This window comes from Microbacterium sp. 05N427, from assembly GCF_056397105.1.
The window spans coordinates 154,411-177,869 of sequence record NZ_JBFTMT010000007.1; the positions used below are offsets into that span (position 1 = coordinate 154,411).

A 23,459-nucleotide genomic window follows, 5' to 3' on the forward strand; every position below is an offset into this window, starting at 1 on the left:
CGCGCGACGCCTGCACGATGGATCCGGCTTTCGGATCGTGCAGGCGTCGCAACCTCGTGCACGCGTCGCACGGCAGGCAGGCAAGCAGCAGACAGGCAGGCACAAGCCAACGGCCCCAGGAACGACAGAAGCCGCGGCCCCCGTGGGGACCGCGGCTTCTGTGCGTCTCGACGGATCCGGTTCAGCCGGCGTGCGTCATCGACAGCAGGTCGAGCTTGGCGTCGAGCTGCTCGAGCGTGAGCTCGCCGCGCTCGACGTAGCCGAGGTCGAGCACGGCGTCGCGGACCGTGATGCCCTTGGCGACGGCGTGCTTGGCGATCTTGGCCGCGGCCTCGTAGCCGATGAGCTTGTTCAGGGGCGTCACGATGGACGGGCTCATGCCGGCGAATGCGGCCGCGCGCTCGACGTTGGCCTGCAGGCCGTCGACTGTCTTGTCGGCGAGCACGCGCACGGCATTGGCGAGAAGGCGGATCGACTCGAGCAGCGCGGTGCCCATGACGGGGATCGCGACGTTCAGCTCGAACGAACCGGAGGCGCCGGCCCAGGCGACGGTCGCGTCGTTGCCGATCACGCGGGCGCACACCATCAGCACGGCCTCGGGGATGACGGGGTTGACCTTGCCCGGCATGATCGAGGAACCCGGCTGCAGGTCGGGGATGTGCAGTTCGCCGAGACCGGTGTTCGGGCCCGAGCCCATCCAGCGCAGGTCGTTGTTGATCTTGGTCAGCGAGACCGCGATCGTGCGCAGCGCACCCGACGCCTCGACCAGGCCGTCGCGGTTGGCCTGGGCTTCGAAGTGGTCCTTGGCCTCGGTGATCGGCAGCTCGGTCTCGGCCGCGAGCAGCGCGATGACCTTCTGCGGGAAGCCGAGCGGGGTGTTGATGCCCGTGCCCACCGCGGTGCCGCCCAGGGGGACCTCGGCGACGCGGGGGAGAGCAGCCTGCACGCGCTCGATGCCGAGGCGGACCTGGCGGGCGTAGCCGCCGAACTCCTGCCCGAGGGTGACCGGCGTGGCGTCCATGAGGTGAGTGCGGCCGGACTTGACCGCACCCTTCCACAGCTCCGCCTTCGCCTCGAGGGCGACCGCGAGGTGGTCGAGCGAGGGGATGAGGGTATCGATGAGCGCCTGGGTGACGGCGATGTGCACCGAGGTCGGGAAGACGTCGTTCGACGACTGCGACGCGTTCACGTGGTCGTTCGGGTGCACGGTCGCACCCAGGATCCGCGTCGCGAGAGTGGCGAGCACCTCGTTCATGTTCATGTTCGAGGACGTGCCGGATCCGGTCTGGTACGTGTCGACCGGGAACTCGCCGTCGTGCTTGCCCGCCGCGACCTCGTCCGCCGCCTGGGCGATCGCGTCGGCGATGGCGCCGTCGAGGGTGCCGAGCTCCTTGTTGGCGAGCGCGGCGGCCTTCTTGATCCGGGCGAGGGACGCGATCTGCGTCGACTCGAGGCCCTTGCCGGAGATCGGGAAGTTCTCCACGGCGCGCTGCGTCTGCGCCCCGTACAGAGCGTTCACGGGCACGCGCACTTCGCCCATGGTGTCGTGTTCGACGCGGTACTCGATATCGGTCACTGCTGTTCCTCCAGATGTGACAGGGTGATGAGGGGGATGTTCAGGCGTGGGCGTCGCTGAGGCCCACGGTGACGACGGGCACGGCCGTGCCCTCGTTCAGTCGGTAGTTGGCGCCGACGATGCCCAGCGTCCCGTCGGCGACGGCCTGGGAGATCAGCTCCGAGGACTGCAGGAGGTCGCGCACGGTGTTGCGCAGGTGCTCCTGCCCCACGAGCTCGGCGTCGATCTCGGCCACGGTGGATCCGCCGTGCTCGGCGAGCACCTTGCGCGCGGCCGGCACGATCGGCGCGACCAGCCGCCAGATGTGCGGGGGGAGCGGGGCGGCGTCGATCGCGGTGCCGTCGATCGCGGCGCGCACGGCGCCACAGCTGTCGTGGGCGAGCACCACGATGAGCGGTACGCCGAGGATCGCCACGGCGTACTCCAGGCTCGCGACGATCGACTCGCCGAGGACCTGCCCTGCGTTGCGCACCACGAACAGGTCGCCGAGGCCCTTGTCGAAGATGATCTCGGCGGCGAGGCGCGAGTCGGAGCAGCCGAACAGGGTCGCGAGCGGCGCCTGCCCGTCCACGAGCTCGTGGCGCTTCCCGACGTCCTGATTGGGGTGCTCGGGATCGCCGGCGACGAAGCGCCGGTTGCCCTCGCTCATGAGCTGCCAGGCCTCGTCAGGGGTCAGCGTGGTGATGTCGGTCATCGTCCGCTTTCGAGTTGATCGATCTGCGGGCTGATCTTGGCGACCAGCTCCGCCGTGCCCGCCTTGCCCAGAGCGCCGTAGACGAGGACGTAGTCCTTGCCCACCTGGGTGCCGAGCGCGTAGTTGATGTTCGCCGCAGAGTCGGGGTTCGGGATCACGTACTCGTCCCACGCGCGCCCGCCGATCTTCACGGTGCCCTTCGAGGACGTGCCGCGAAGCGGTGTGGCGGCCCAGTCGGCGTCGGCGTCGAACGCCTGCGCGACGTGCGCGTAGCCACGGGCGTCGTCGGCCTGGGGCGCGACCGTGATGTCCCAGACGACCGGCTTGCCGTCGATCAAGACGGCCTTGTTGACCCGCCAGTTGTTGGGCGGGGTCGGCAGCAGGACCGGGCGGTTCAGGGTGCTCTGGGCGTTCTTGGCGGCGGCGGGGAGGTCGACGGCGTTGGATCCCGTGAAGTTGCCGCGCGGCACGATGAGCACGATCAGCAGGACGACGCCGACGGTCGCGATGAGCGCGGCGATGAGGCCGCGGAACGTCTGGCTGGAGCGATAGGCGGCGGAGGAAGCAGCCTTGCGGTCGGCGGTCTCCTGCGCGGTCTCCGGCCGGCCGAGCTCGGCGACGACGGGTGCGTGTTTCGGGGTGCGGCTCATCGCGCGTCTCCCTCGGAGGGACGGGTCGCGTCCAGGCGGCGCTTCGCGCCGAGCAGCCATTCCTCACAACGCGCGGCGAGCGCTTCGCCGCGCTCCCACAGGGTGAGCGACTGCTCGAGCGTCGGGGCCCCCTGTTCGAGTTCGGCGACCACGCGGACCAGCTCGTCCCTCGCCTGCTCGAAGCTGAGGGCGGCGGGATCGGCGACGGTCGGCGCAGAGCTCCCTGCGGAGGCGGACGGCTCGTTCGACACAGTCACCCCTCCATCCTACCGGCGCACGTCGGAGCGCTCGGCCGGTGCGGCGGAGCCCGCCTCAGGGGCTTCGGGGTCGCGGGATTCGGCGATCTCGCCCTCCGACACGGCTCGCAGCGAGCCGCGGTCGACGGTGAGGGTGAGCGCGGTGCCGGCGGGGGCGTCGGCGGCGTCGCGCACGATCACGCCGTCGTCGCGGTGCGCGATCGCGTATCCGCGGGCGAGAGTGGCGGCGGGCGACAGTGCGCGCAGCGAGGCACGCAGCTCTGCCGTGCGTCTCCCCGCGGCGTCGATCGCGCGTCCCAACGTGTCGCGGGTGCGGGCGGCGAGCAGCCACACCTCCTGTGCACGGCGCTCGATGAGCGGCTCCGGATCCCGCAGCACGGGTCTCGACCGCAGCTGCTCGAGCTGCGCGATGTCGTGCGCGATGCGCTGCGACACCCTGGTCGTCGCGCGAGCCCGCAGCTGGGCGACGAGCGCGCGCTGCTCACCGACGTCCGGCACCACCCGCTTGGCGGCGTCGGTCGGGGTCGAGGCGCGCAGGTCGGCCACGTCGTCCACCAGGGGATGGTCGTTCTCGTGGCCGATCGCGCTGACCACGGGCGTCCCCGCCGCGGCGACCGCGCGCACCAGGCGCTCGTCGCTGAAGCCGAGAAGGGTCTGCGGATCCCCGCCGCCTCGCGCGATGACGATGACATCGACGTCGGGATCCGCGTCGAGCACTTTGAGCGCTGCGAGGGTCTCCGGCACGCAGCGATCGCCCTGCACCGCGGCGTGCACGGTGCGGAAGCGCACCTGCGGCCAGCGCAGCTCGGCGTTGCGGTGCACGTCCTTCTCGGCGTCGGAGTTCTCACCCGTGATCAGCCCGATCACGTGGGGGAGGAAGGGGAGGGGCTTCTTGCGGGACGAGTCGAAGAGCCCCTCCTGGCGCAGCTGCGCGCGCAGCCGCTCGAGGCGTTCGAGCTGGTCACCGAGGCCGACGTGCTTCATCGCGGACACCGTGAAGCTGAAGTCACCGGCCTTGACGAAATAGTCGGCCTTGACCGCGGCGACCACGTGATCGCCGACCGCGAGATCGGCGGGGATCCGGGCCCGCACGCTCGACCACACCCGGATCGAGATCTGCGCGTCGGAGCGCGTGTCCTTGAGCCGCGCGAATACGTTGCCCGCGCGCACGTTCCAGCTCGTGATCTCGCCCTCGACCCACACCGTGCCCCACTGCGCCACGAAGTCGCGGATCGTGGCGTTCAGCCTCGCGATCGAGGTCGGGGCGTCCGCGGAGGACTCGCGTGGCGCGACGGAGTCGGCGGGCGGGGCCTCACCGGGGACGGAGGCTGCTTCGAAGACGGTCATCGCCTCCCCAGCGTAGCAATGGGTATCTGGCGGATCCCGGCCGGCTGTCAGGACGCCGCCGGTAGAATCGGGGCGTGAGTTCACCCGTCGCGCTGCCCGTGCCGCAGATCCCTCGTCGCCGCCCCACGGCCGTGCGCGAGCCGCTCCAGGACCGCCCCGTCGACGGACCCAAGCGGGTGCTGCTCGCTGCTCCGCGAGGCTACTGCGCCGGCGTCGACCGCGCCGTGGTCGCGGTCGAGAAGGCCCTGCAGCGCTACGGCGCTCCCGTGTATGTGCGTAAGCAGATCGTGCACAACATCCACGTGGTCACCGAGCTCGAGGAGCAGGGCGCGATCTTCGTCGATGAGGTGGACGAGATCCCCGAGGGCTCGCATGTGGTCTTCAGCGCTCACGGCGTCTCGCCGATGGTCGTCTCCGCAGCCGAGGATCGTCATCTGCACGCGATCGACGCGACCTGCCCGCTCGTGACCAAGGTGCACCGCGAGGCGGTGCGCTTCGCCCGTGACGACTTCGAGATCCTGCTCATCGGTCACGACGGCCACGAAGAGGTCGAGGGCACCGCGGGCGAGGCCCCCGACCACGTGACTGTGGTGAACTCGCCGGCCGAGGCCGACACCGTCGAGGTGCGCGACCCGTCCAAGGTCGTGTGGCTCTCGCAGACCACGCTCTCGGTCGACGAGACCATGGAGACCGTGAACCGGCTGCGCACGCGCTTCCCGGAACTGCAGGATCCGCCGTCCGACGACATCTGCTACGCCACCCAGAACCGCCAGGTCGCGATCAAGAAGGTCGCCGCCGATGCGGAGCTGGTGATCGTGGTCGGATCCGCCAACTCCTCCAACAGCGTGCGCCTGGTCGAGGTGGCGCTCGAGTACGGGGCGAAGGCCGCGTATCGCGTGGACTACGCCGACGAGGTGCGACAGGAGTGGCTCGACGGCGTCACGACGGTCGGTGTGACGAGCGGCGCCTCCGTGCCGGAGGTGCTCGTCGAGGAGGTCCTGCAGGCGCTCGCCGAGGCCGGCTACGGCGACGTCGCGGAGGTGCGCACGGCGGAGGAGGACCTCATGTTCTCGCTGCCGAAGGAGCTGCGCCAGGACGTCTCCGGCCAGCGTGACGAGCGGGCGCTGGGCGGGCGCAGCCGATGACCGACTCCGGTTCCGTGGAGCGGCCGCTTCGGCCGGCCTTCGGCGAGTACGCGACCCCCGAGGAGCAGAGCAGACGGGCGGGACGGCCGCTGACGCCGCCCGTCGTGCAGGCTCCGCCGACGGCGCTTCCCGTCGCCCAGCCCACGGCTCCCGCCCAGCCCACGGCTCCCGCCGAAGCCGCCGCGGAACGCCCGGCGCACCCGGTCGACCGGATGGCGTCGATCGCGTTGCTCGCCTACGGGCTGTGGAATGTGATCACTTCGATCTTCACGTTCCTGAACCCGTCCTCGCTCATGGCGACGATGATGCAGGCGGCGGGGATCTCCGGCACGTTCTCGAGCTACGGACAGGCGCGGACCTGGGGCATGGTCGCCGGCGTTGTCCTCATCGTCGGCTGGATCGCGACCGCCGCATGGTCGGTGCTCCGGTTGCGGCGCGGCAAGCTCACCTGGTGGCTGCCGGTGGCGGGCGGCGTCGTGTTCGTCACCCTTTCGATGGTCTGCATGATGGTGGCCTTCTTCACGGATCCGGCGGTCGTCTCGTACCTGAACGGGATGCTGCAGAAGTAGTTCGTTGCACGGTGAAGACCCCGCACCGGTGAACTTTCGGGGCACGGGCCTCGTTTCCCAGTGAGGAGGCGACTGTGGATGACGACGATGAACGGCTCACCGCGCTCTACGACGTGCACGCGGGACCGATCCGCCGCTACGTCGTGCATCTCACCGGGAGCAACGCCTCCGCGGATGACGTGGTGCAGGAGACGCTGCTGCGCGCCTGGCGCACGCCGCGCATCCTGGAGCAGGAGGCGAGCACGACCCGCGCGTGGATGTTCACGGTCGCGCGGCACCTCGTCATCGATGAGGCGCGCAGCGCCCGGCGACGCCATGAGCATCCGGTGCCGGAGGTCCCAGAGCGGGTCTCGGGCGACCACACGGACCGGCTGTTCGACGCGATCCTCATCGAGGATGYGCTGGCAGACCTCAGTCCCGAGCATCGCGCCGTGATCGTCGCGGGCTACTACGGAGGTCGCAGCGTCGATGAGATCGCGACCGAGCTGGGGATCCCGGGCGGCACGGTGAAATCCAGGATGCACTACGGACTGCGGGCCCTGAGGCTCGCGCTGCAGGAGAGAGGGGTGATCCGGTGAACGTGGATCCGGATCCGTACGCGACCTGGGATGCCGCCTATGCGATGGGCGCGCTGTCCGCCGCCGACCGCGCGCGGTACGAGGCGCACCTCGCGGTCTGCGCGGAATGCCGCGCGGCGCTCGCAGACCTCGTCCCCGCCGTGGGTCTGTTGTCGCGTGTGCACGCGGACGACGCGGCGCGGATCGGCGCCGAGGACGTCGACCCCGCGGGGCCGAAGCTGCTCTCGATCGCCCGTGCGCGCCGGCGCGGACGGCGCCGCGCGCTGTGGGCCGGTGTCGGCATCGCGGCCGCGCTCGCCATCGCCGTGCCCGTCACCGTCGTCGCACTCGCTCCGCGCCCGGCGGTCTCGGTGGCGCTCAAGGGCGCCGACGCGGTGCCCTTGAGCGCCACGATCTCGCTGACCCCGGTGGCTTGGGGGACGAAGATCGACATGGCCTGCCTCTATTCCGCGGACGCCCCCGATGCCGACTGGACCTACGTGCTCACGGTCGTCGGCGACGACGGCAGGAGCACCGATCTCTCAACGTGGAAGGCGGATCCCGGCCGCACGGCCACCCTCTCTGCGGGAACCGCGCAGCCGTTGTCAGACATCCGCACCGTGGAGATCCGCAACGCCGCCGGCACGGTTCTCCTCCGCCAGGACATCGGCCACGGTTCGTCGTCGGGGTGAAGTCCGGTGGCTGACCCCGCGGACGACAAGAGCGCCGAGGGGACGAATCCCCGCGGCGCTCTTGGAAACCGGTGCGGCTGTGCCGGTCGTCAGCTCTTGGACTGGCCGTACGAGCCGAGCTGACGGGTCGACTCCACGACGCGCTGCGCCATGGCGGTCTCGGCGACCTTGCCCCAGGCGCGCGGGTCGTAGACCTTCTTGTTGCCGACCTCGCCGTCGACCTTCAGGACGCCGTCGTAGTTGCTGAACATGTATCCGGCGATCGAGCGCGTGAACGCGTACTGCGTGTCGGTGTCGATGTTCATCTTCACCACGCCGTTCGCGACCGCGAGGGCGATCTCCGCGTCGGTGGATCCCGATCCGCCGTGGAAGACGAGGTCGAGCGGCTTGGCGCCGGTGCCGTACTTCGCGGCGACCTGCTGCTGGATCTCACCGAGCAGCTCCGGGCGGAGCTTGACGCCGCCCGGCTTGTACACGCCGTGCACGTTGCCGAAGGTGAGCGCCGCGATGTAGCGGCCCTGCTCGCCGAGGCCCAGCGCCTGAACGGCCTGGTCGACGTCGGCGAAGGTCGTGTAGAGCGCCTCGTTCGAGCCCTCGTGAGCGACGCCGTCCTCCTCGCCGCCGACGACGCCGATCTCGACCTCGAGGATCGCGTTGATCGCCTTCATACGGGGGAGGAGTTCGCGGGCGATCTCGATGTTCTCCGCGAGCGGCACGGCCGAGCCGTCCCACATGTGCGACTGGAAGATGGGGTTGCGGCCCGCCTTGACCTCTTCCTCGGAAGCGGCGATGAGCGGCTCGACGAAGCCGGCGAGGGCGTCCTTCGGGCAGTGGTCGGTGTGCAGTGCGACGGTGACCGGGTAGGACTTCGCAACCTCGGTGACGAACTTCGCGAAGGCGAGTGCACCCGTGGCGCGGGCCTTGACGGTCTGTCCGGCGAAGTAGTCGGCGCCGCCGGTGGTGACCTGGATGATGCCGTCGGAGCCGGCCTCGGTCAGACCCTGCAGCACGGCGTGGATGGTCTGCGAGCTGGAGACGTTGAACGCCGGGTAGGCGAAGCCGCCCGCCTTCGCGCGGTCGAGCATCTCGGCGTACTGATCCGGGGTGGCAACGGGCATGGCTTCTCCTGTGCTGGACGACGGGGGTCTGTGCCACTCTAGCGCCGCAGGATCGGCGATTCAGAGCGCGTGACGGCGGGCCTGGGATGGCGGATCTTCGGCCTGGTAAAGAAGAGCTGATCTTTCGGTTTCGCGGCGCGGAAATCTGGGGATCCGTAACCGGCCCGCCCCTACGCTGGGGGCATGGTGAGCCTCTCAGCCAATCTCAGCCCCCTCAGCCCCGACCGCAACCTCGCATTGGAGCTCGTCCGTGCGACGGAGGCCGCGGCGATCCGTGCCGTTCCGTTCATCGGACGCGGCGCGAAGGAGGCGGCCGACGGCGCCGCCGTGGATGCGATGCGCGCCTTCCTCGGCACCGTCGACTTCGACGGTCGCGTCGTGATCGGCGAGGGCGAGAAGGACAACGCCCCGATGCTCTTCAACGGAGAGCACGTCGGCAGCGGATCCGGCACGGGCCCGCAGTGCGACATCGCCGTGGACCCGATCGACGGCACATCGCTGACCGCTGCCGGTCGCCAGAACGCGCTTTCGGTGATCGCGGTGTCCGATCGCGGGACGATGCTCGACGCCTCCAGCGTCTTCTACATGGACAAGCTCGTCACGGGCCCCGCCGGTGTCGGCGTGGTCGACATCCGCCTCCCTGTCGCGGAGAACATCAAGCGTCTGGCCGGCGCCCTCGGCAAGCCCGTCGACGAGATCGTCGTCTCGGTGCTGAACCGTCCGCGCCACGAGCAGCTCATCCAGGAGATCCGCGATGCTGGCGCAGGCACGCGTCTGATGAGCGACGGCGATGTCGCCGGTGGCATCAACGCAGCGCGGCACGGCGCACGCACCGATATGTGCATCGGTGTCGGCGGAAGCCCAGAGGGCATCGTCACGGCGTGCGCGATCAAGGCGCTCGGCGGACACATCCAGGGCCGGCTGTGGCCGCGCGACGACGACGAGCGTCAGCGCGGCATCGACGCCGGACTCGACATGGACAAGGTCTATGAGGCCGATGATCTGGTGAGCGGCAACAACACGATCTTCGTCGCCACCGGAGTGACGGACGGGCAGCTCGTCGCCGGCGTCCGCCGCGACGGCGACTACCTCTACACGGAGAGCGTCGTGCTGCGCAGCGCCTCCGGAACCCTGCGCCGTATCGCCTCGGAGCACCTCGTCTCGAAGTGGCTCTGAGCGGGGCGTTCGCGGCACCGGCGTCCTGAGGGGCCGGGCCGCACGGGTCTTGAAGAGGCCCGTCGATAACGACCTGATCGCATTCCGCGTCTTCTCGGTGTCACCTGGCACAATAGAGGGGGCGCCGACCGGCGTGCACGGCGCATTCAGCGCAGTTCGGAATGCGGAGCAGGGGAGCGTGGACGATGGCTGCGGAGAACATCTACCGCCAGGAGACGGTCACCGACACCGGATCCGTCAAGATCGTCGAGATGGATGCCGCTCGCCGCACCGATGTGCTGTTCCGTGTGCGCCGCGAAGAGGGCCACGAGATCAGCGCCTGGTGGATGATCGGCGCCTTCGTGCTCTTCTCCGCCACCGTGGTCTTCCTGCTCAGCGCGGTTCCCGGGAGCGCGTGACCTCCTCCTGCTCGGCCCGGCCGTCGTGCTCGGTGCGATCGGTGTCCCGGTCGATCCGCGCAGCGGCGTCGTCCTGATCGCTCACACGAGAGCGCAGCTCGCCGAGGTCTGCACGCATCGCCTCCGCGTGATCCTCATCCGGAGATGACGTCAGTTCTTCTGCGGTGAACCGCCGTGTCGAGCTGGTCAGTGTCGCGGGCGGAATGAGCGCGTCGGCATCCACACCGGGGAAGCGACGTGCCGTCACCAGCACGCGGCTCTCCAGAGATCCGGCGAAGCGGTTGTAGCTGTCGACGGTGCGCTCGAGTGCGCGGCGCAGGTCGTCGGCGTGGCCGGCGAGCACGCCGAGCCGGTCGTACAGCTGCGTGCCGAGATCGAGAAGTACGGCCGCCTCGGTGGACAGCTCCTGCTGCTTCCAGGTGTAGGCGACCGTCTTCAGTACGGCCCACAGATTCACCGGGGTGGCCAGCGCCACCCGCTTGTTGAAGGCGTAGTCGAGCAGGGCCGGATCCTCGTCGAGCGCGGCCGACAGCAGCGATTCGGTGGGCAGGAAGCAGATCACGAACTCGGGGCTCACCTCGAGCCCCGACCAGTAGGCCTTCTTCGCCAGCGCGTCGATGTGCGCGCGCACGGCCTTGACGTGCTGCTGCAGGAGAGGTCGCCGCTGCGGATCATCGGATCCGAGCGCGCCCGCGGCCAGGAACGCATCGAGCGGGGCCTTCGCATCCACCGCGATCGAAGCCCCGCCGGCGAGTCGGATCACCATGTCGGGGCGGCCGTGGCCCGCATCCGAGTGGATCGTGGTCTGCAGGTCGAAGTCGACGTGTCGGGTGAGGCCCGCCGCCTCCACCACACGGCGGAGCTGGGTCTCGCCCCACACGCCGCGCGCAGAGGTGGAGCGCAGGGCGCCGGCCAGCGACTCGGTCGTGGAGCGCAGCGCCTCTCCGTTCTCCTCGGTGCGCCGCAGCTGCTCGCTGAGCTGGCCGAACTGCGCATGCCGCTCGCGCTCCAGCACGGTCACGGTCTGCTGCATGCGGTGCAGGCTCTCTCGCACCGGGGCGAGAGCGGTGAGCACGGCGTTCTCCTGACGGACGCGCTCCGCGGCGTCGTGCTGCTCGCGGCGCGCATGCTCGACGGCATCGCGGTACAGGTCGTTCTGCCTGTCCCTGTCTTCGCGCACGACGGCGAGCTCCGCGTCGGCGCGGGCAAGGTCGGCGGCGCCGCGGCTGCGGCCGAGGAACCAGCCCACGGCGAGGCCCGCCACGGCGGTGAGTGCGGCGATGAGCAGTGCGAGCGCGTCCATGCGTCCATCATGGGCGGGGCCACCGACATCGCAGGAGAGCGGGGCCGTGGGCGGCCGCAATCGCGTCAGGCGGCGGCGCGCACCTTCGCGGGCGCTGCAGGGGCCAGGGGGTCGCCGAGGCGCACGCCGATCGCCTCGGCGAGCTGGTGCACGGTGGCTGATGCCGTACGCCGGGCCGCGTCGATCACGATCTGCGCGCAGGCGCGTGCGTCGGCCAGCGCGTCATGGTGCGGGAACGAGCCGAAGCCGGCGGCGGCTGCGGCGACCGGGAGCTTGTAGGAGTCGAGGTCGTAGACCTTTCGCGCGACGCTCAGGCTGCAGAGCGACTGGTACGGCGGGCACTCGTCTCCGGTGGCCTCGCAGGCGCGACGGATCACGTTCAGGTCGAAGCCGGCGTTGTGCGCGACGAGCACATCGGCACCGGCGAAGGCGCAGAGCCGGTCCAGTTGCTCGCTCCAGCCATCGGCGTCGGCGACTTCGTGCGGCTGGATGCCGTGGATCCGCACGTTCCACTCCTGGAACGCATCGTGGCCTGCAGGAGGGCGGATCAGCCAGCCGGTCTGGGCGACGACGAGACCGTCCCTGACTCGGACCAGGCCTACCGCGCATGCGGAGGCGGGGGAGGAGTTCGCCGTTTCGAAGTCGATCGCGGTGAAGTCCAGGGCCACGAATCCACCCTCCGATGCAGAGCCGCCGGAGCCGTTCAGGCGCGCCGAGACTGTGCGAATCCGGGCGTAGGCTCGGGCCATGGTGGAACGTGCGACGAGCTTCGGATCCGAGACGGGCAGCTATGAGAAGGGACGGCCGGAGTATCGGTCTGATGCGGTCGCCTGGTTGTTGGAACCGCTGACGGACAGCGATAAGACGGTCGTGGACATCGGCGCGGGGACCGGCAAGCTCACTCGTGCCGTGCTCGCCCTCGGCGCGAGTGTTGTGGCCGTGGACCCGGATCCGCAGATGCTCGACGCCCTGCGCGAGAAGACGCCAGGGGTCGAGGCGGTCACGGGAACCGCGGAAGCGCTGCCACTGGCAGACGCCGTCGCCGACGCCGCCACCCTCGGTCAGGCCTGGCACTGGGTGGATCCCGTCGCCGCCTCCGCCGAGATCGGCCGCGTCGTTCGCCCCGGCGGCGTGCTCGGGCTCATCTGGAACGTGCGGGACGACCGCACCGAGTGGGTGCGTCGGCTGACCGAGATCATGGGCGGCAGTGCGGCCGAGGAGATGATCGGCGAGAACGCCGTGCGGGTCGCGGCTCCGTTCGGGGAGCTGGAGGAGCGGCGCTGGGAGTGGACGCGGGATATGACGCGCGCCGAGTTGCACGCGATGGCGAGCTCGCGCAGCCTCATCATCACATCATCCGACGAGGAGAAGGCGCGGATCGCCGCCGCCATGGACGAGCTGTTCGACGAGCTCGGCCTCGCCGAGGGCGCGACGCTGTCGATGCCGTACGTCACGGCGGCCTATCGCGCGGTCCGCGGATCCTGAGCCGAGGCGCACCCCGGTAGACTCGTACCCCGTGGCTCTCACCATCGGAATCGTAGGACTGCCCAACGTCGGCAAGTCCACCCTCTTCAACGCCCTCACCAAGAACGACGTGCTCGCGGCGAACTACCCGTTCGCGACGATCGAGCCGAACGTCGGCGTGGTGAACCTGCCCGACACGCGGCTGAACGCGCTCGCCGAGATCTTCGGCAGCGAGCGGATCCTGCCGGCGACGGTGTCATTCGTCGACATCGCGGGCATCGTGCGCGGCGCGAGCGAGGGGGAGGGGCTGGGCAACCAGTTCCTCGCGAACATCCGCGAGGCCGACGCGATCGCGCAGGTCGTGCGCGGCTTCGCCGACGACGACGTCGTGCACGTAGAGGGCGCGATCGACCCGAAGAACGACCTCGAGACGATCAACGCCGAGCTCATGCTCGCCGACCTGCAGACGCTCGAGAAGGCGATCGTGCGCATCGAGAAGGAGGTGCGCGGCCGCAAGACCGACGCCTCGGTGCTCGAAGCCGCCAACGCGGCGAAGGACTCGCTCGAGCGCGGCCAGTTGCTCTCCACGAGCGGGATCGACCTCGCCCCGATCAAGGAGCTGGGCCTGCTGACCTCGAAGCCGGTCATCTTCGTCTTCAACGTCGACGAGGCCGTGCTCACGGACGCCGACCGCAAGGCGGAGCTCGCGGCTCTCGTCGCCCCGGCGCAGGCGATCTTCCTGGACGCGAAGATCGAGTCCGAGCTCATCGACCTGGACCCCGAGGACGCGGCGGAGCTCCTCGCCTCGACCGGTCAGGACGAGTCGGGCCTCGACCAGCTCGCGCGCATCGGGTTCGACACCCTGGGCCTGCAGACCTACCTCACCGCCGGGCCGAAGGAGGCGCGCGCCTGGACGATCCACAAGGGCGACAAGGCTCCTCAGGCGGCCGGCGTGATCCACACCGACTTCGAGAAGGGCTTCATCAAGGCCGAGGTCATCTCGTTCCAGGACCTCGTGGACACCGGATCCGTCGTGGAGGCCCGCTCGAAGGGCAAGGCGCGCCTAGAGGGCAAGGACTACGTCATGCAGGACGGCGACGTGGTGGAGTTCCGGTTTAACGTCTGACGCTTCGACGGGCCGGACTCAATCGGACGCGTCCGGAAGCCGAGGGCAGTCAGGATCGGGTAGATCTTGAGGGCGAAGCCGTGGAGGACCTCGCCCTGGCGGGGAGTGTGTCGAACTCGTCCGCCAGCGCTGTCATGCGCTATCAGAACTGCTGCTTCTGCGCGTCGTCGATGCATCAAACTCGCGGCGCAGATAGTTTGGCGCCTGCACCCGCCATGCCTCGGTCACGAGCTCGGCGAAATGCCAGGGGTCGACCGCCGCCATGCGGAACGCGATCTTGGGCTCGCCCCAGCGGGTCGTCGCTGGAAGGAAGACGCTGGGCTCCATCTCGCGGAGGGCGAGCGCGTCGTCCGCGTCGGCGATCTTCACGCCGACCACGAGTTCCGATGCGACGATCGCACGAACCTGGTCAGGGATGCTCGGCCACGGGTGGCACTCCCACGCGTACAGCTTGCTTCGCACGAACCACGCCGCACCGCCCGTCGTCGCACGCTCCTCAGTGCCGGGGAGCTGCCCGGCTATGGCACGCAGATCGTCGAGGGTGGCCATGCATCTAGGGTACGAGGCACCCCCGACATGGAGCGGCCGGTTCACGGGCACCGCCGGCATGCGGCATCCCATTGACCGAACCGCCGACGGCTGCTCAGATGGGCGCCGACGCGTTACGGGCTTGGGATCCACGGCCGCCGCGTCAGCGGCCCTGGCGCTTCTTGTACGGCTTGGGCTGCCCTTTCACCGCGGGAGCCCGGCCCTTGCCCTTCGACGCCTTGGCCTTGCCGCCAGACGGCGTGATCGGCTTCGACGGCGCTGGCGGAGGCGCTGCGGCGACACGCTCCCGTGCCTCGGGGAGCAGGAGGATCCCGGCCTTCGTCAGCCGCGTGTCTCCGCCACGGACGACGAGTGGATGCCCGACCTCCTCCTCGAGCTTCTCGATCGAGGAGTACAGTGCGGCGAGCGAGATTCCGAGGTGGTCCGCCGCACGAGGGAAATGCAGCTCCTCGGCGACGGCGACAAAGCGCCGTAGCTGGGTGATGTTCATGCAAGCCCGTCCTCTCCCGCACGGATCGCGGCCGTTCACCAGCGTACTAGCAGGCCCAGGCGGCTTCCTGCGCCCGGCTCGGTGCGCCCGTTGCCCTCCATCGTCAGGTGGTCAGATCCGCTTCACCGTCTGCTGGACGGGCGGATGCGCCGTGGGCCTCCGCGTCATACGGTGGTGCTGTGGATGCGCGCACAGGCAAGACCACGGTGCACTACGTGGAGCATGGGGCCGGGCTGCCGGCCTTGGTCCTCCACGGAGCCGGCGTCGATCACCGCGAGTCCGAGGCCTGCTTCGAACCGGCGTTCGCGGGAGCCGAGAGGATCCGGCGGATCTATCCGGACCTTCCGGGCATGGGCCTCACGTCGGCGACGCCGGAGATCCGCAGCGCTGAAGACGTCCTTGCCGTGCTCCTCGAATTCGCGGACCAGGTGAGCGGCGGAGAGCCCTATCTGCTGGTGGCGCATTCGGCGGGTGCTCATTTCGCGCTGGCGATGGCAGCGCGTCGGCCTGAACGCGTGGCAGGTCTCGCGCTGATCTGCCCGTTGCTGCCGGACATCCGGGATGTGCCGGAGCATCGCGTCGTCGTCGGATCCGGCGAGCTTGGCGACGAGGAGTTCCGCGGATACTTCGTCGTGCAGACGTCCGAGATGCTCGAACGGTATGAGCAGTTCGTGGTCCCTGGCATGGCCCTCGCCGACGGGGCCGCGATGGAGCGGATCGCCGAGCACTGGGAACTCGCGCCGGGGAAAGGAGCGCCGTTCAACGGCCCCACTCTCGTGGTGGCGGGCCGGCTCGATTCGACGGTCGGATACGCCGCCGCGCTCGATCTCGCGGAACGCTATTCGCGCGCGACAGCGGCACTGCTCGACGGCACCGGCCACGCTCTTCCGCACGAGCGGCCCGAACTGCTGCATGCGCTGCTCCAGGACTGGGTGGACCGAGTCTCGCGCTGAGCGCCCTCTTTCGTCGTGCCGCTCGTAGGATGACGGTGTCGTCCAGAGGAGGCACGGCCGTGTCCGATACCGATGAGCAACCCACGCCCCGACATGTCCCGGCAGAGGGCGAGCCGACGATCCCTGAACTCGAGGAGGACGAGAACATCGCGCCTCGTCCGGAGGAGGAGATCGCGGATCTGCTCCGCGCCGAGCCCGACGAGGAGGGGCAGGTCAGCTGACCTGGCGGACCTCCTGCGGCCAGCCGCACGCCTCGGCGATCCTGCCCGCCCAGAGCTTCGCGGCGTCGTCATCGGCGACGTCGATGATCGTGAAGCCCCCGATGTACTGCTCGTCCGGCGCGAAGGGCCCAGAGGTGATCACCGGCGTGCCACTCGATGCGTCGGCGGTGAAGGCGGCATCCATGTCCTCGTGCACGCCTCCGGCGAAGACGAGGGCGCCCGCCTCCCTGAGATCCGAGACCACGGCAGTGGCGAGCGGTCCGCGTTCGGCGAACCATTCCGGGCTGTGGTCGCCCACCCACTGCTGGTTGAAGTAGATGATGTATTGGGTCATCGTCGCTCCTCTTGTCGCCACATTCCGGCTCGATGTGATCGACGAATGAGTCGACGTCGCCGGGCCCAATCGCCGACAGTACGCCGGAACGTTGGCTGGCGTCCCGGATCTGCGGCCGCGGCGGTTTCGGTATCCGCCGCGGTGCTTCCTCGGTGCCTCCGGCGGGAATGTCCCCGCCTCGTGCCAGGGTCTCGTCATGGAAGCGCAACAGATCGAACTTGAGGCGGAGCGGATCGTGCGCACGCTGTCGGAGGAACTCCTTGCTCCTCGCGACGGCGAGTGCTTGGTCTGCTTCGTGGACCGCCAGCTGACCGCGCACGGATGCAACGGCAGCCATCGTTTTGCCACCCACTTCCGAGATACGAGGGCGCCGCGGGCGACCGCGCTGTTGCGGACACTGAGCGACAAGGGCGCGTGCTGCTGCGACTGCGAGATCCTCATGAACGCTTACGAGCGCGTGCGTGGAACCGAAGGCATGGGTTGCGGCGGGGTCCGCGGGGGATCCGTGCAGCCATGCGGGCGTTGGCAACGACAACAGCGGGGCCGATGGTGAGACTCGATACGATGAATCGGTGACTACCGAGAACAACAGCATCTTCGAACCCGATGGCCGCGCGATCCCCTACATCGACGAGATGTCAGAGGGCGACGGGCCCGTTCTGGTGCTGATCCCGGGACGCGGTCTCGAAGGCGGAGCGCTGGGATCGGTCGCACACATCCTCGCCGGTGAAGGGATCCGTGTGCTGCGGATCGGTAGCCGCAAGGACGACGACGCGACGCTCGAGGACCGTGTGCAGGACGCGAGCGACGTCATGGACCACGCAGGCATCGGCGCGACCTGGATCGGCGGTCACGGCGTGGGCGGCACGGTCGCCCGCGCGCTCTCCGCGAAGCGCACCGACCGTGCCCTCGGCGTGCTGCTGCTGGGGGTCGAGGACATCGAGGTACCGATCGCTCCCTCCGTGCCGATCTTGATCATCCAGGGATCCGCGGACGACGTCATGCCGCCGGCGAACGGCGAGAAACTGCGTGCGTCCGCGGTGGAGCGCGCCAGTGTCGTGACGATCGAGGGCGGCGGGCATCTGTTCCCCGTCAGCGACCCGGTCGACACGGCCTTCGCCATCGAGGACTACCTGGCCTGGGACTGATGCCCACGGGCCTCGCCGTGCGTCCGGAGGAGCGCACCATCCTCCTCGTGATCGACATGCAGGAGGGCGTCATGCCCGGCTGCTTCGATGAGCACGGGGTGCTGTCGAGGACCGACGCGCTCGTGCGCCGGGCGCGCGTCGAAGGGGTCCCCGTGGTCTGGGTGCATCACGATCCCGTCGGCGTCGGCACGCCGGACTGGGAACTCGCGGCACCGCTCGTCCGCATCGATGGCGAGGCACTCGTGCGCAAGAGCTACCGCGACGCGTTCGCGGACACCGATCTGCGGACGGTGCTCGACGGATACGGCGCGACCCGCCTGGTCATCGCAGGCGCCCAGTCCGACTTCTGCGTGCGCACCACGACCCAGCGCGCGGCGGCGGAAGGGTATGACGTGACACTCGTGCGCGACGCGCACACGACGGTAGACGCGACAGCGGATGGCGTCCGGATCTCCGGCGAGCAGATCGTCGCCCACACCAACATGTACTTCGCCGGCCTCCGCTACCCGGGTCAGGAGTTGGCCATCGCGCGGCACGACGAGGTCGCGCTCGCCTGAGCGGGGGCGGCGTTCGCCTGAGCGGCGTATCGGGCGGATGTCCGACCCCGGTGCGAGGATGGGCGCATGCCCGAGTCTCCGGAGGTGCAGGCGCTGGTCGAGYTCCTCGACGAGCGGATCCGCGGTCGCGCGATCGCCGACCTGGATGTCGGCGAGTTCCGCATCATCAAGACGCGGGATCGCCCGCCGGGCTCGCTGGTCGGAGCGCACATCCGGCACCTGGAGCGCTTCGGGAAGCACGTCGGCTTCGACACCGAGGCAGGATGGCTGATGATTGGCTTCGGTCGCAACGGCTGGATCCGCTGGCATGCCCCGGAAGACCCGCCGAGTGAAGAGCCCGTGCCCGAGGTGGCGCGGATCACGCTCGATGACGGCGCAGTGATGCAGTTCGTGGACATGGGCGATTTCCTGGCCGTGACGGCCAACGTCGTCGACGCACCCGCCGACGTCGCGGGCATCGCGGCGCTCGGGCCGGATCCGCTCGCCCAGGACTTCGATCGCGACGCCTTCGAGCGTGCACTCGGCGGCCGGCGCAAGCAGATCAAGGCGCTGCTACAGGAGCAGACGTCGCTCGCCGGGATCGGCAACGCCTACTCCGACGAGATCCTGCACCGCGCGAAGATCTCGCCCGTGGTGCATGCCGCCCTGCTCGACGGTGAGGAGCGCGAGCGGCTCTTCCACGCCACGGTCGACGTGCTGAGAGGCGCGCTCGCGGATCGGCGGGGATTGCCGCCCGGCCGGCTCAAGCAGGCGAAAATCGCCGCGATGGCCGTGCACGGGCGCGGCGGCGAGGCGTGTCCGGTGTGCGGCACGACGATCGTCGACCGCGTCTTCGGCGGCGCCTCGGCGCAGCTCTGTCCGCATTGCCAGCCCGAACGGTCCGCGGCATGAGCCGGCGCCGGGGATAGCATTCGGTGGTGAGCGAGCTTCCCCTGCGACACCGTTGGCGCGTGCGCGCCACAGTCGCGATCGTCGTCGGCATCGTGGTCGGCTTCGTCGTGACACCGTTCCTCGGTCTCGCGGCGGGCATACTCGCCGGGTGGGGCACGCTGGCCCTCGTGAGCGTCGTATGGATCTTGCTGGTGGTGTGGCGAATGGATGCCGCGCAGACGCACGCGCACGCGATCGAGGAGGATCCCGGACGCGGCGCCGCCCGGGTGATCGCGCTGACGGGCAGCTTCGTCAGCATCGCGGCTGTCCTCGTCGTGGTGCTCCAGGCCCGGCATGCGGCGGGGTGGACGCAGTTCGCGCTGGCGGGGAGTGCCGTGCTCAGTGTGGCCGCCTCGTGGGGGCTCATCCAGACCGACTACATGCTGAGGTACGCGAAGCTCTACTACGACGGATCCGGCGGGATCGTCTTCAATCAGAAAGAGGATCCGGAGTACACCGACTTCATCTATTTCTCGGTCGGGCTGGGGATGACGTATCAGGTGGCGGACACCAACGTCACGCGCAACGCGATCCGGCGGATCGTCATCGCGCAGACCACGATCGCCTACGTGTTCGGCGCGCTGATCCTCGGCACGATCATCAACCTCGTCACGGGCCTGGGGTGACCGCGGGGAACTCCTCGCGCAGGCGCGGTTCGGTGCGCCGTTCGGGGCGCACGCCCGCCTTGTCCGCGTAGAACCCGCGGATCCGATCCATGTCGGCGGCGACATCTCCGGTGAGCTCGAACGTCGGCCCGAGCCCGGTCGTCATGGTGGTGCGGTCGACGAAGCCGAGCGTCACCGGCAGGCCCGTCTCCAGGGCGATGCGGTAGAAGCCGCTCTTCCAGTATTCGTTGCCACCACGGGTGCCGTCGGGGGTGACCACCAGCCCGAACACGGCGCCGTCATTGACCTGCGCGACGACCTCATCGACGACGCGGGAGGGATCCGACCGGTCCACGGGTATTCCGCCGAGGCGACGCATGAGCGGGCCGCGCCAGCCTCGGAACAGACTGTTCTTACCGAGCCAGTGGACATCGATGCCGAGCCGCCAGGCGATGCCGAGCATGAGCACGAAGTCCCAGTTCGACGTGTGCGGTGCGCCGATCAGCACTGTGGGACGTGTCGGTGCCGGTTCGGTCGCGAGCGTCCAGCGGCTGAGCATCCAGAACACGCGGGCGGCGAGGCGTTTCAGCATCCGTCCACGGTAGAGGGGGCCGCATGCCGCACTCTGCATGAACGGGAACGGGCGCATGACCGGACGCGAGGTCCTGGTCATGCGCCCGTTCGGCTCGCGCCGAGAGTCAGGCGACCTTCGGCATCAAGGAGAACGACACGGCGCCCTCCTCATTCACGTTCGCGTCGAGGACCTTGTCGTCCAGGACGATGGCGGCCTCCCCTTCGAGGAAGACCGGGGCGCCGGGCAGATCCAGGATCTGATCGTCAGGCTCCGGCGAGACGACCACATCGGCGGCAAGGCGGGGTTCGCCCGCCTGACCCGGTGTGTCGGCCGTATGGATGCGCAGTCCCGCCCCCTCCGTGTCGGTACGACGACGGACGAGCGTGGTGACCAGCGCAGTGGCGTTGTCGGTCAAGGTGAGCACGAGGCACTCCTTCCGGTTGCGGACATGCCGAGGTCACGGCATGTGTCCGGGCCACGATTCCCCTTTGGGACGGAGCTCTCAACCGCTGTGCGGCGATTCGGCTCGATTCGGAGGGTCTTCCCACCTGGGAGCGCGGGAGGGGTCGGGCGGTGCTTTCGGCGGGAGCGGGGCGGGTCGGGCGGGCCTCAGCCGGCTGCGGCTCGCAGCGCCGCAGCCGTCTCCGGATCCAGTCCCGGCACCTCCTCGGTCGGCACGGCAAGGGCGAGCAGCGCGCGGCTGAGGTAGTTTCGCGCGGCCGCGGCGAGGGTGATGTCCACGATCTGACGGTCGTCGTAGCCGGCATCCCGCAACTGTTGCGTGTCGGCATCTGTCATCGTCCGCGGATCCGTGGATAGCGCCTCGGCGTACCGGATCACCGCCTGCTCGGCAGGACTGAACCCGCCGTCGTCGCCGTGCGCGAACGCGGCGAGTCCTTCGTCGCTGAGCACTTCCGCGCGCAGCGACTTGCGTCCGTGAGCGAGGAGGCAGTGCGGGGATCCGATCGCGCGTGCCGCGCCGAGGGTCGCCGCCTCATAGACGCGGACGCCGATGGAGGGCACGATCGCCCGGATGAGCGCCATGAACGCCTCATGCGCCGCCGGGTTCACCGCCATCGCCCGGGTGTGGGCGAAGACGAAACCGGCGTCCGCGATGTCTTCGGCGTACATGTCGGCGGCATGCCCTTCGGCGGTCTCGGCCGGGGGAGTGCTGATGATCATGGGAAGCTCCTTCGCGTCCGCGCCGGGGCGTCCTCGCGGGCGGCKAACTCCAGCGCACGACCGAAGAATACGCCCGGCGCAGGAGGGCGGCATGGGGCAAACGCCTCAACGGCGCCCGTCGCCGTGCGCGGGCGTACCATCGAGGGATGACCACCGCAGCCGAATCCGAGCAGCACACCTCCGCGGACGCCCAGCGCCCGACGAATGGTGCTGCTCCGGGCGGCGCTTCGGCCGGCCTGGCGCCGTTCCCAGGCATCGACTCAGCCGATGGCGGCCTGGCACTGTTCCCGGGCATCGACCCAGCCGACGCTGGCCTCTGCATCGGCGGCGTCTGCCGTCTCCCCGCCGCGAAGTCCTGACGGCTCCCTTCCCCTAGCCCCCCGGGCTGGCTTCTTCTTCCGCCTCGTCCCCGTCAGCGGACCCTATGGCGTGCGCTCGCGGGGACGACTCGGGGTTGTGGTGCCCCGCCCTTTGGGTCGTCGCTGTCAGCGGCGGTTRTGGCGTGCGCTCGTGGGGACGACTCGGTCCCGGGCTCCTTGAGTTTGCAGTGCTCCTTCTTCCGCCTCGTCCCCGTCGGCGGACCCTGTGGCGTGCGCTCGCGGGGACGACTCGGGTTTGAAGTGCCCCGCCTTTTGGGGTCGTCCCTGTGAGCGGCGGTTATAGCGTGCGCTCGTGGGGACGACTCGACGTCGTGCGCTGGCCACATCCTGCAGCATTCGGAAGCGACAGGGTCAGGCGGCGCGGGGGACACCGAGCAGACGCAGGTCGTGGGCGATGGTCCCCGGGGTGTCCCGGAGCTCCCGCGCGGTGCAGCGGATCTGCACGCGGCCGTGCGCGGCGAGTGCTCGCTGGCGGGCGAGGTCGTCCTCCCAATGCTCGAGTTCCATATGGAACGCTCCGTCCACTTCCAACACCAGCGTTTGGCCGTCGGCCAGCTGCCATTCGCAATCGGTGTACCGAATCCGACCCCGCGCATCCCGGCGTTTCGTCTGCCGCTGGGGTGCGCACAAGCCGTACTCGCGGCACATCCGCAGCACGTCGAGCTCCGCAACGGACTGGGATCCGTCTGCGATCTCGCCCAGCGTCTGACGGAACATCGGCGCCCAGCGCAGGGGCCGCATCCGATCGACCCACTCGCGCAGCAGCGCGGCCGTCGTGAGTCCTTGCTGCACCGCCGCCGCCAGCACGCCTTCTGCCGTGCGCGTCGATGGCTGATACGCCGCGAAGTGGAGCACGGCGGGTTCTAGCCTGCAGACCGGAAGGTCGAGGTCAGGTAGTCTCATCGTCTTCAGCGGGCGCCTGGTCTCCACGAAGCGGATCCTCTCCAGCGGCGGTCCGAGCTCACGGCCCTGGGGGACCAGCACGGTGACCTCTTCGCGATGCCAGTTGCGCAGTCCGCCGAGCTCCGCCGCCGTGAGGTCACCGATGAGCGCGGCGCCGCCCGCGTGCAGGACACCGAGCCGCATGAGCTGGGCTCGGGTGAGGTCGCCGGTGGTCGTGCCTATGACCAGCGAAGATCGCGCGACCCATCGATCCGTCGAGATCCGATGCCGGATCATGCCTCGTGTCACCCCGACGGCGTGCAGCTGGGCCCGGGTGATCAGCCCCTGTTGTGCGTGTGCGACCTCGCGCCATCCCATGCCACGCAAGCGTGCCGCATGGAGCGAGATGGCGCGGAAACTATCCACAGCCACAGAGTCGTCCCCGTCAGCGGAGCCTATTGGGTGCGCTGGCGGGGACGACTCGGAATGTTGGGATCCACGTCACCGGGTCGTCCCCGCGAGCAGAGCCCCTGGCGTGCACTCATGGGGACGACTCGCTAGGTGAGGCTGCACCCGCCGAAG

General features: G+C 69.6%; 31 protein-coding genes. 16 read left to right on the forward strand and 15 right to left on the reverse strand.

What is annotated here, in order from left to right:
• Nucleotides 1-181 precede the first annotated feature (181 nt).
• From AC1DG4_RS08865 to xseA, 5 genes are read right to left on the reverse strand one after another with little or no spacing between them, the layout of a single operon-like run.
• A complete protein-coding gene (locus AC1DG4_RS08865; protein ID WP_477377013.1) occupies nucleotides 182-1,576 on the reverse strand; it encodes a class II fumarate hydratase in 1,395 nt (464 codons plus the stop codon).
• A 40-nt stretch (nucleotides 1,577-1,616) separates the two neighbouring features.
• Nucleotides 1,617-2,270, reverse strand: coding sequence for a carbonic anhydrase (locus tag AC1DG4_RS08870; protein ID WP_477377015.1), 654 nt, complete (start codon nucleotides 2,268-2,270; stop codon nucleotides 1,617-1,619).
• On the reverse strand, nucleotides 2,267-2,920 hold the full coding sequence (locus AC1DG4_RS08875) for a DUF4245 family protein (RefSeq protein WP_477377017.1): 654 nt from the start codon (nucleotides 2,918-2,920) through the stop codon (nucleotides 2,267-2,269). Before AC1DG4_RS08875 ends, AC1DG4_RS08870 begins: the two co-directional genes overlap by 4 nt.
• On the reverse strand, nucleotides 2,917-3,177 hold the full coding sequence (locus tag AC1DG4_RS08880) for an exodeoxyribonuclease VII small subunit (RefSeq protein ID WP_477377019.1): 261 nt from the start codon (nucleotides 3,175-3,177) through the stop codon (nucleotides 2,917-2,919). The genes AC1DG4_RS08875 and AC1DG4_RS08880 overlap by 4 nt, the downstream gene beginning before the upstream one ends.
• A 9-nt stretch (nucleotides 3,178-3,186) precedes the next feature.
• Nucleotides 3,187-4,524: an exodeoxyribonuclease VII large subunit gene (gene xseA / locus AC1DG4_RS08885; protein ID WP_477377020.1), complete on the reverse strand. Its 1,338-nt coding sequence runs from the start codon at nucleotides 4,522-4,524 to the stop codon at nucleotides 3,187-3,189.
• Between the two features lie 131 nt (nucleotides 4,525-4,655).
• On the opposite strand from xseA, the gene AC1DG4_RS08890 reads away from it, so the two are divergent.
• From AC1DG4_RS08890 to AC1DG4_RS08905, 4 genes are all read left to right on the forward strand, one after another.
• Nucleotides 4,656-5,669, forward strand: coding sequence for a 4-hydroxy-3-methylbut-2-enyl diphosphate reductase (locus tag AC1DG4_RS08890; RefSeq protein ID WP_477377352.1), 1,014 nt, complete (start codon nucleotides 4,656-4,658; stop codon nucleotides 5,667-5,669).
• Nucleotides 5,666-6,238, forward strand: a complete 573-nt coding sequence (locus tag AC1DG4_RS08895; protein ID WP_477377022.1) for a DUF6264 family protein — start codon at nucleotides 5,666-5,668, stop codon at nucleotides 6,236-6,238. The genes AC1DG4_RS08890 and AC1DG4_RS08895 overlap by 4 nt, the downstream gene beginning before the upstream one ends.
• Before the next feature lie 74 nt (nucleotides 6,239-6,312).
• Nucleotides 6,313-6,816, forward strand: a complete 504-nt coding sequence (locus AC1DG4_RS08900; protein ID WP_477421187.1) for a sigma-70 family RNA polymerase sigma factor — start codon at nucleotides 6,313-6,315, stop codon at nucleotides 6,814-6,816.
• A complete protein-coding gene (locus tag AC1DG4_RS08905) occupies nucleotides 6,813-7,487 on the forward strand; it encodes a zf-HC2 domain-containing protein (protein WP_477377026.1) in 675 nt (224 codons plus the stop codon). The genes AC1DG4_RS08900 and AC1DG4_RS08905 overlap by 4 nt, the downstream gene beginning before the upstream one ends.
• 89 nt (nucleotides 7,488-7,576) lie before the next feature.
• On the opposite strand, the gene fbaA is transcribed toward AC1DG4_RS08905, so the two are convergent.
• A complete protein-coding gene (fbaA, locus tag AC1DG4_RS08910; RefSeq protein ID WP_477377027.1) occupies nucleotides 7,577-8,605 on the reverse strand; it encodes a class II fructose-bisphosphate aldolase in 1,029 nt (342 codons plus the stop codon).
• Nucleotides 8,606-8,788: 183 nt separating this feature from the next.
• On the opposite strand from fbaA, the gene glpX reads away from it, so the two are divergent.
• Entirely contained in the window at nucleotides 8,789-9,781 is a 993-nt protein-coding gene (gene glpX, locus AC1DG4_RS08915) for a class II fructose-bisphosphatase (protein ID WP_477377029.1), read from the forward strand.
• Between the two features lie 185 nt (nucleotides 9,782-9,966).
• The gene (locus AC1DG4_RS08920; RefSeq protein ID WP_477377031.1) at nucleotides 9,967-10,179 is read left to right on the forward strand and encodes a UDP-N-acetylmuramyl pentapeptide phosphotransferase; all 213 of its coding nucleotides are present in this window, start codon (nucleotides 9,967-9,969) and stop codon (nucleotides 10,177-10,179) included.
• On the opposite strand, the gene AC1DG4_RS08925 is transcribed toward AC1DG4_RS08920, so the two are convergent.
• Together AC1DG4_RS08925 and AC1DG4_RS08930 are read right to left on the reverse strand one after the other, a co-directional pair.
• Nucleotides 10,154-11,482 carry a DNA recombination protein RmuC gene (locus tag AC1DG4_RS08925; RefSeq protein WP_477377033.1) on the reverse strand — a complete coding sequence of 443 codons (1,329 nt, stop codon included), beginning with the start codon at nucleotides 11,480-11,482 and terminating at the stop codon, nucleotides 10,154-10,156. The two genes, AC1DG4_RS08920 and AC1DG4_RS08925, sit on opposite strands and share 26 nt — an antisense overlap.
• Before the next feature lie 65 nt (nucleotides 11,483-11,547).
• Nucleotides 11,548-12,150 carry a 3'-5' exonuclease gene (locus tag AC1DG4_RS08930; RefSeq protein WP_477377035.1) on the reverse strand — a complete coding sequence of 201 codons (603 nt, stop codon included), beginning with the start codon at nucleotides 12,148-12,150 and terminating at the stop codon, nucleotides 11,548-11,550.
• A gap of 79 nt (nucleotides 12,151-12,229) precedes the next feature.
• Here AC1DG4_RS08930 and AC1DG4_RS08935 point away from each other — a divergent pair, with 79 nt between their 5' ends.
• Nucleotides 12,230-12,967 (forward strand): class I SAM-dependent methyltransferase, encoded by a 738-nt coding sequence (locus AC1DG4_RS08935; RefSeq protein WP_477377036.1) that lies wholly within the window; start codon nucleotides 12,230-12,232, stop codon nucleotides 12,965-12,967.
• A gap of 31 nt (nucleotides 12,968-12,998) precedes the next feature.
• The gene (ychF, locus tag AC1DG4_RS08940; protein WP_477377038.1) at nucleotides 12,999-14,072 is read left to right on the forward strand and encodes a redox-regulated ATPase YchF; all 1,074 of its coding nucleotides are present in this window, start codon (nucleotides 12,999-13,001) and stop codon (nucleotides 14,070-14,072) included.
• 132 nt (nucleotides 14,073-14,204) lie between these two features.
• Here the strand turns inward: ychF and AC1DG4_RS08945 are convergent, their stop codons facing one another.
• Entirely contained in the window at nucleotides 14,205-14,621 is a 417-nt protein-coding gene (locus tag AC1DG4_RS08945) for an MmcQ/YjbR family DNA-binding protein (protein WP_477377040.1), read from the reverse strand.
• Nucleotides 14,622-14,763: 142 nt separating this feature from the next.
• Entirely contained in the window at nucleotides 14,764-15,111 is a 348-nt protein-coding gene (locus AC1DG4_RS08950; protein ID WP_477377042.1) for a LysR family transcriptional regulator, read from the reverse strand.
• A gap of 179 nt (nucleotides 15,112-15,290) precedes the next feature.
• Here AC1DG4_RS08950 and AC1DG4_RS08955 point away from each other — a divergent pair, with 179 nt between their 5' ends.
• Together AC1DG4_RS08955 and AC1DG4_RS08960 are read left to right on the forward strand one after the other, a co-directional pair.
• A complete protein-coding gene (locus AC1DG4_RS08955) occupies nucleotides 15,291-16,064 on the forward strand; it encodes an alpha/beta fold hydrolase (protein WP_477377044.1) in 774 nt (257 codons plus the stop codon).
• A gap of 59 nt (nucleotides 16,065-16,123) precedes the next feature.
• On the forward strand, nucleotides 16,124-16,285 hold the full coding sequence (locus AC1DG4_RS08960; RefSeq protein ID WP_477377046.1) for a hypothetical protein: 162 nt from the start codon (nucleotides 16,124-16,126) through the stop codon (nucleotides 16,283-16,285).
• On the opposite strand, the gene AC1DG4_RS08965 is transcribed toward AC1DG4_RS08960, so the two are convergent.
• On the reverse strand, nucleotides 16,278-16,619 hold the full coding sequence (locus AC1DG4_RS08965) for a YciI family protein (protein WP_477377048.1): 342 nt from the start codon (nucleotides 16,617-16,619) through the stop codon (nucleotides 16,278-16,280). The genes AC1DG4_RS08960 and AC1DG4_RS08965 overlap by 8 nt on opposite strands.
• A gap of 196 nt (nucleotides 16,620-16,815) precedes the next feature.
• Here AC1DG4_RS08965 and AC1DG4_RS08970 point away from each other — a divergent pair, with 196 nt between their 5' ends.
• The 5 genes from AC1DG4_RS08970 (at nucleotide 16,816) to AC1DG4_RS08990 (ending at nucleotide 19,880) form a co-directional block, all read left to right on the forward strand.
• Nucleotides 16,816-17,172: a DUF2695 domain-containing protein gene (locus AC1DG4_RS08970; RefSeq protein ID WP_477377050.1), complete on the forward strand. Its 357-nt coding sequence runs from the start codon at nucleotides 16,816-16,818 to the stop codon at nucleotides 17,170-17,172.
• Between the two features lie 19 nt (nucleotides 17,173-17,191).
• A complete protein-coding gene (locus AC1DG4_RS08975; protein WP_477377052.1) occupies nucleotides 17,192-17,767 on the forward strand; it encodes an alpha/beta fold hydrolase in 576 nt (191 codons plus the stop codon).
• Nucleotides 17,767-18,324 carry an isochorismatase family protein gene (locus AC1DG4_RS08980; protein WP_477377054.1) on the forward strand — a complete coding sequence of 186 codons (558 nt, stop codon included), beginning with the start codon at nucleotides 17,767-17,769 and terminating at the stop codon, nucleotides 18,322-18,324. Before AC1DG4_RS08975 ends, AC1DG4_RS08980 begins: the two co-directional genes overlap by 1 nt.
• A gap of 66 nt (nucleotides 18,325-18,390) precedes the next feature.
• The gene (locus tag AC1DG4_RS08985; protein ID WP_477421188.1) at nucleotides 18,391-19,215 is read left to right on the forward strand and encodes an Fpg/Nei family DNA glycosylase; all 825 of its coding nucleotides are present in this window, start codon (nucleotides 18,391-18,393) and stop codon (nucleotides 19,213-19,215) included.
• Between the two features lie 26 nt (nucleotides 19,216-19,241).
• Nucleotides 19,242-19,880, forward strand: coding sequence for a DUF1345 domain-containing protein (locus tag AC1DG4_RS08990; protein ID WP_477377058.1), 639 nt, complete (start codon nucleotides 19,242-19,244; stop codon nucleotides 19,878-19,880).
• On the opposite strand, the gene AC1DG4_RS08995 is transcribed toward AC1DG4_RS08990, so the two are convergent.
• From AC1DG4_RS08995 to AC1DG4_RS09005, 3 genes are all read right to left on the reverse strand, one after another.
• Nucleotides 19,864-20,451: a 1-acyl-sn-glycerol-3-phosphate acyltransferase gene (locus AC1DG4_RS08995; RefSeq protein ID WP_477377060.1), complete on the reverse strand. Its 588-nt coding sequence runs from the start codon at nucleotides 20,449-20,451 to the stop codon at nucleotides 19,864-19,866. The two genes, AC1DG4_RS08990 and AC1DG4_RS08995, sit on opposite strands and share 17 nt — an antisense overlap.
• A gap of 106 nt (nucleotides 20,452-20,557) precedes the next feature.
• Entirely contained in the window at nucleotides 20,558-20,857 is a 300-nt protein-coding gene (locus tag AC1DG4_RS09000) for a Fe-S cluster assembly protein HesB (protein ID WP_378807279.1), read from the reverse strand.
• A 185-nt stretch (nucleotides 20,858-21,042) separates the two neighbouring features.
• Nucleotides 21,043-21,615, reverse strand: a complete 573-nt coding sequence (locus tag AC1DG4_RS09005) for a carboxymuconolactone decarboxylase family protein (protein ID WP_477377062.1) — start codon at nucleotides 21,613-21,615, stop codon at nucleotides 21,043-21,045.
• Nucleotides 21,616-21,761: 146 nt separating this feature from the next.
• On the opposite strand from AC1DG4_RS09005, the gene AC1DG4_RS09010 reads away from it, so the two are divergent.
• Nucleotides 21,762-21,974 carry a hypothetical protein gene (locus AC1DG4_RS09010; protein WP_477377064.1) on the forward strand — a complete coding sequence of 71 codons (213 nt, stop codon included), beginning with the start codon at nucleotides 21,762-21,764 and terminating at the stop codon, nucleotides 21,972-21,974.
• Between the two features lie 372 nt (nucleotides 21,975-22,346).
• Here the strand turns inward: AC1DG4_RS09010 and AC1DG4_RS09015 are convergent, their stop codons facing one another.
• Nucleotides 22,347-23,255 carry a hypothetical protein gene (locus AC1DG4_RS09015; protein WP_477377065.1) on the reverse strand — a complete coding sequence of 303 codons (909 nt, stop codon included), beginning with the start codon at nucleotides 23,253-23,255 and terminating at the stop codon, nucleotides 22,347-22,349.
• Between the last annotated feature and the right edge of the window lie 204 nt (nucleotides 23,256-23,459).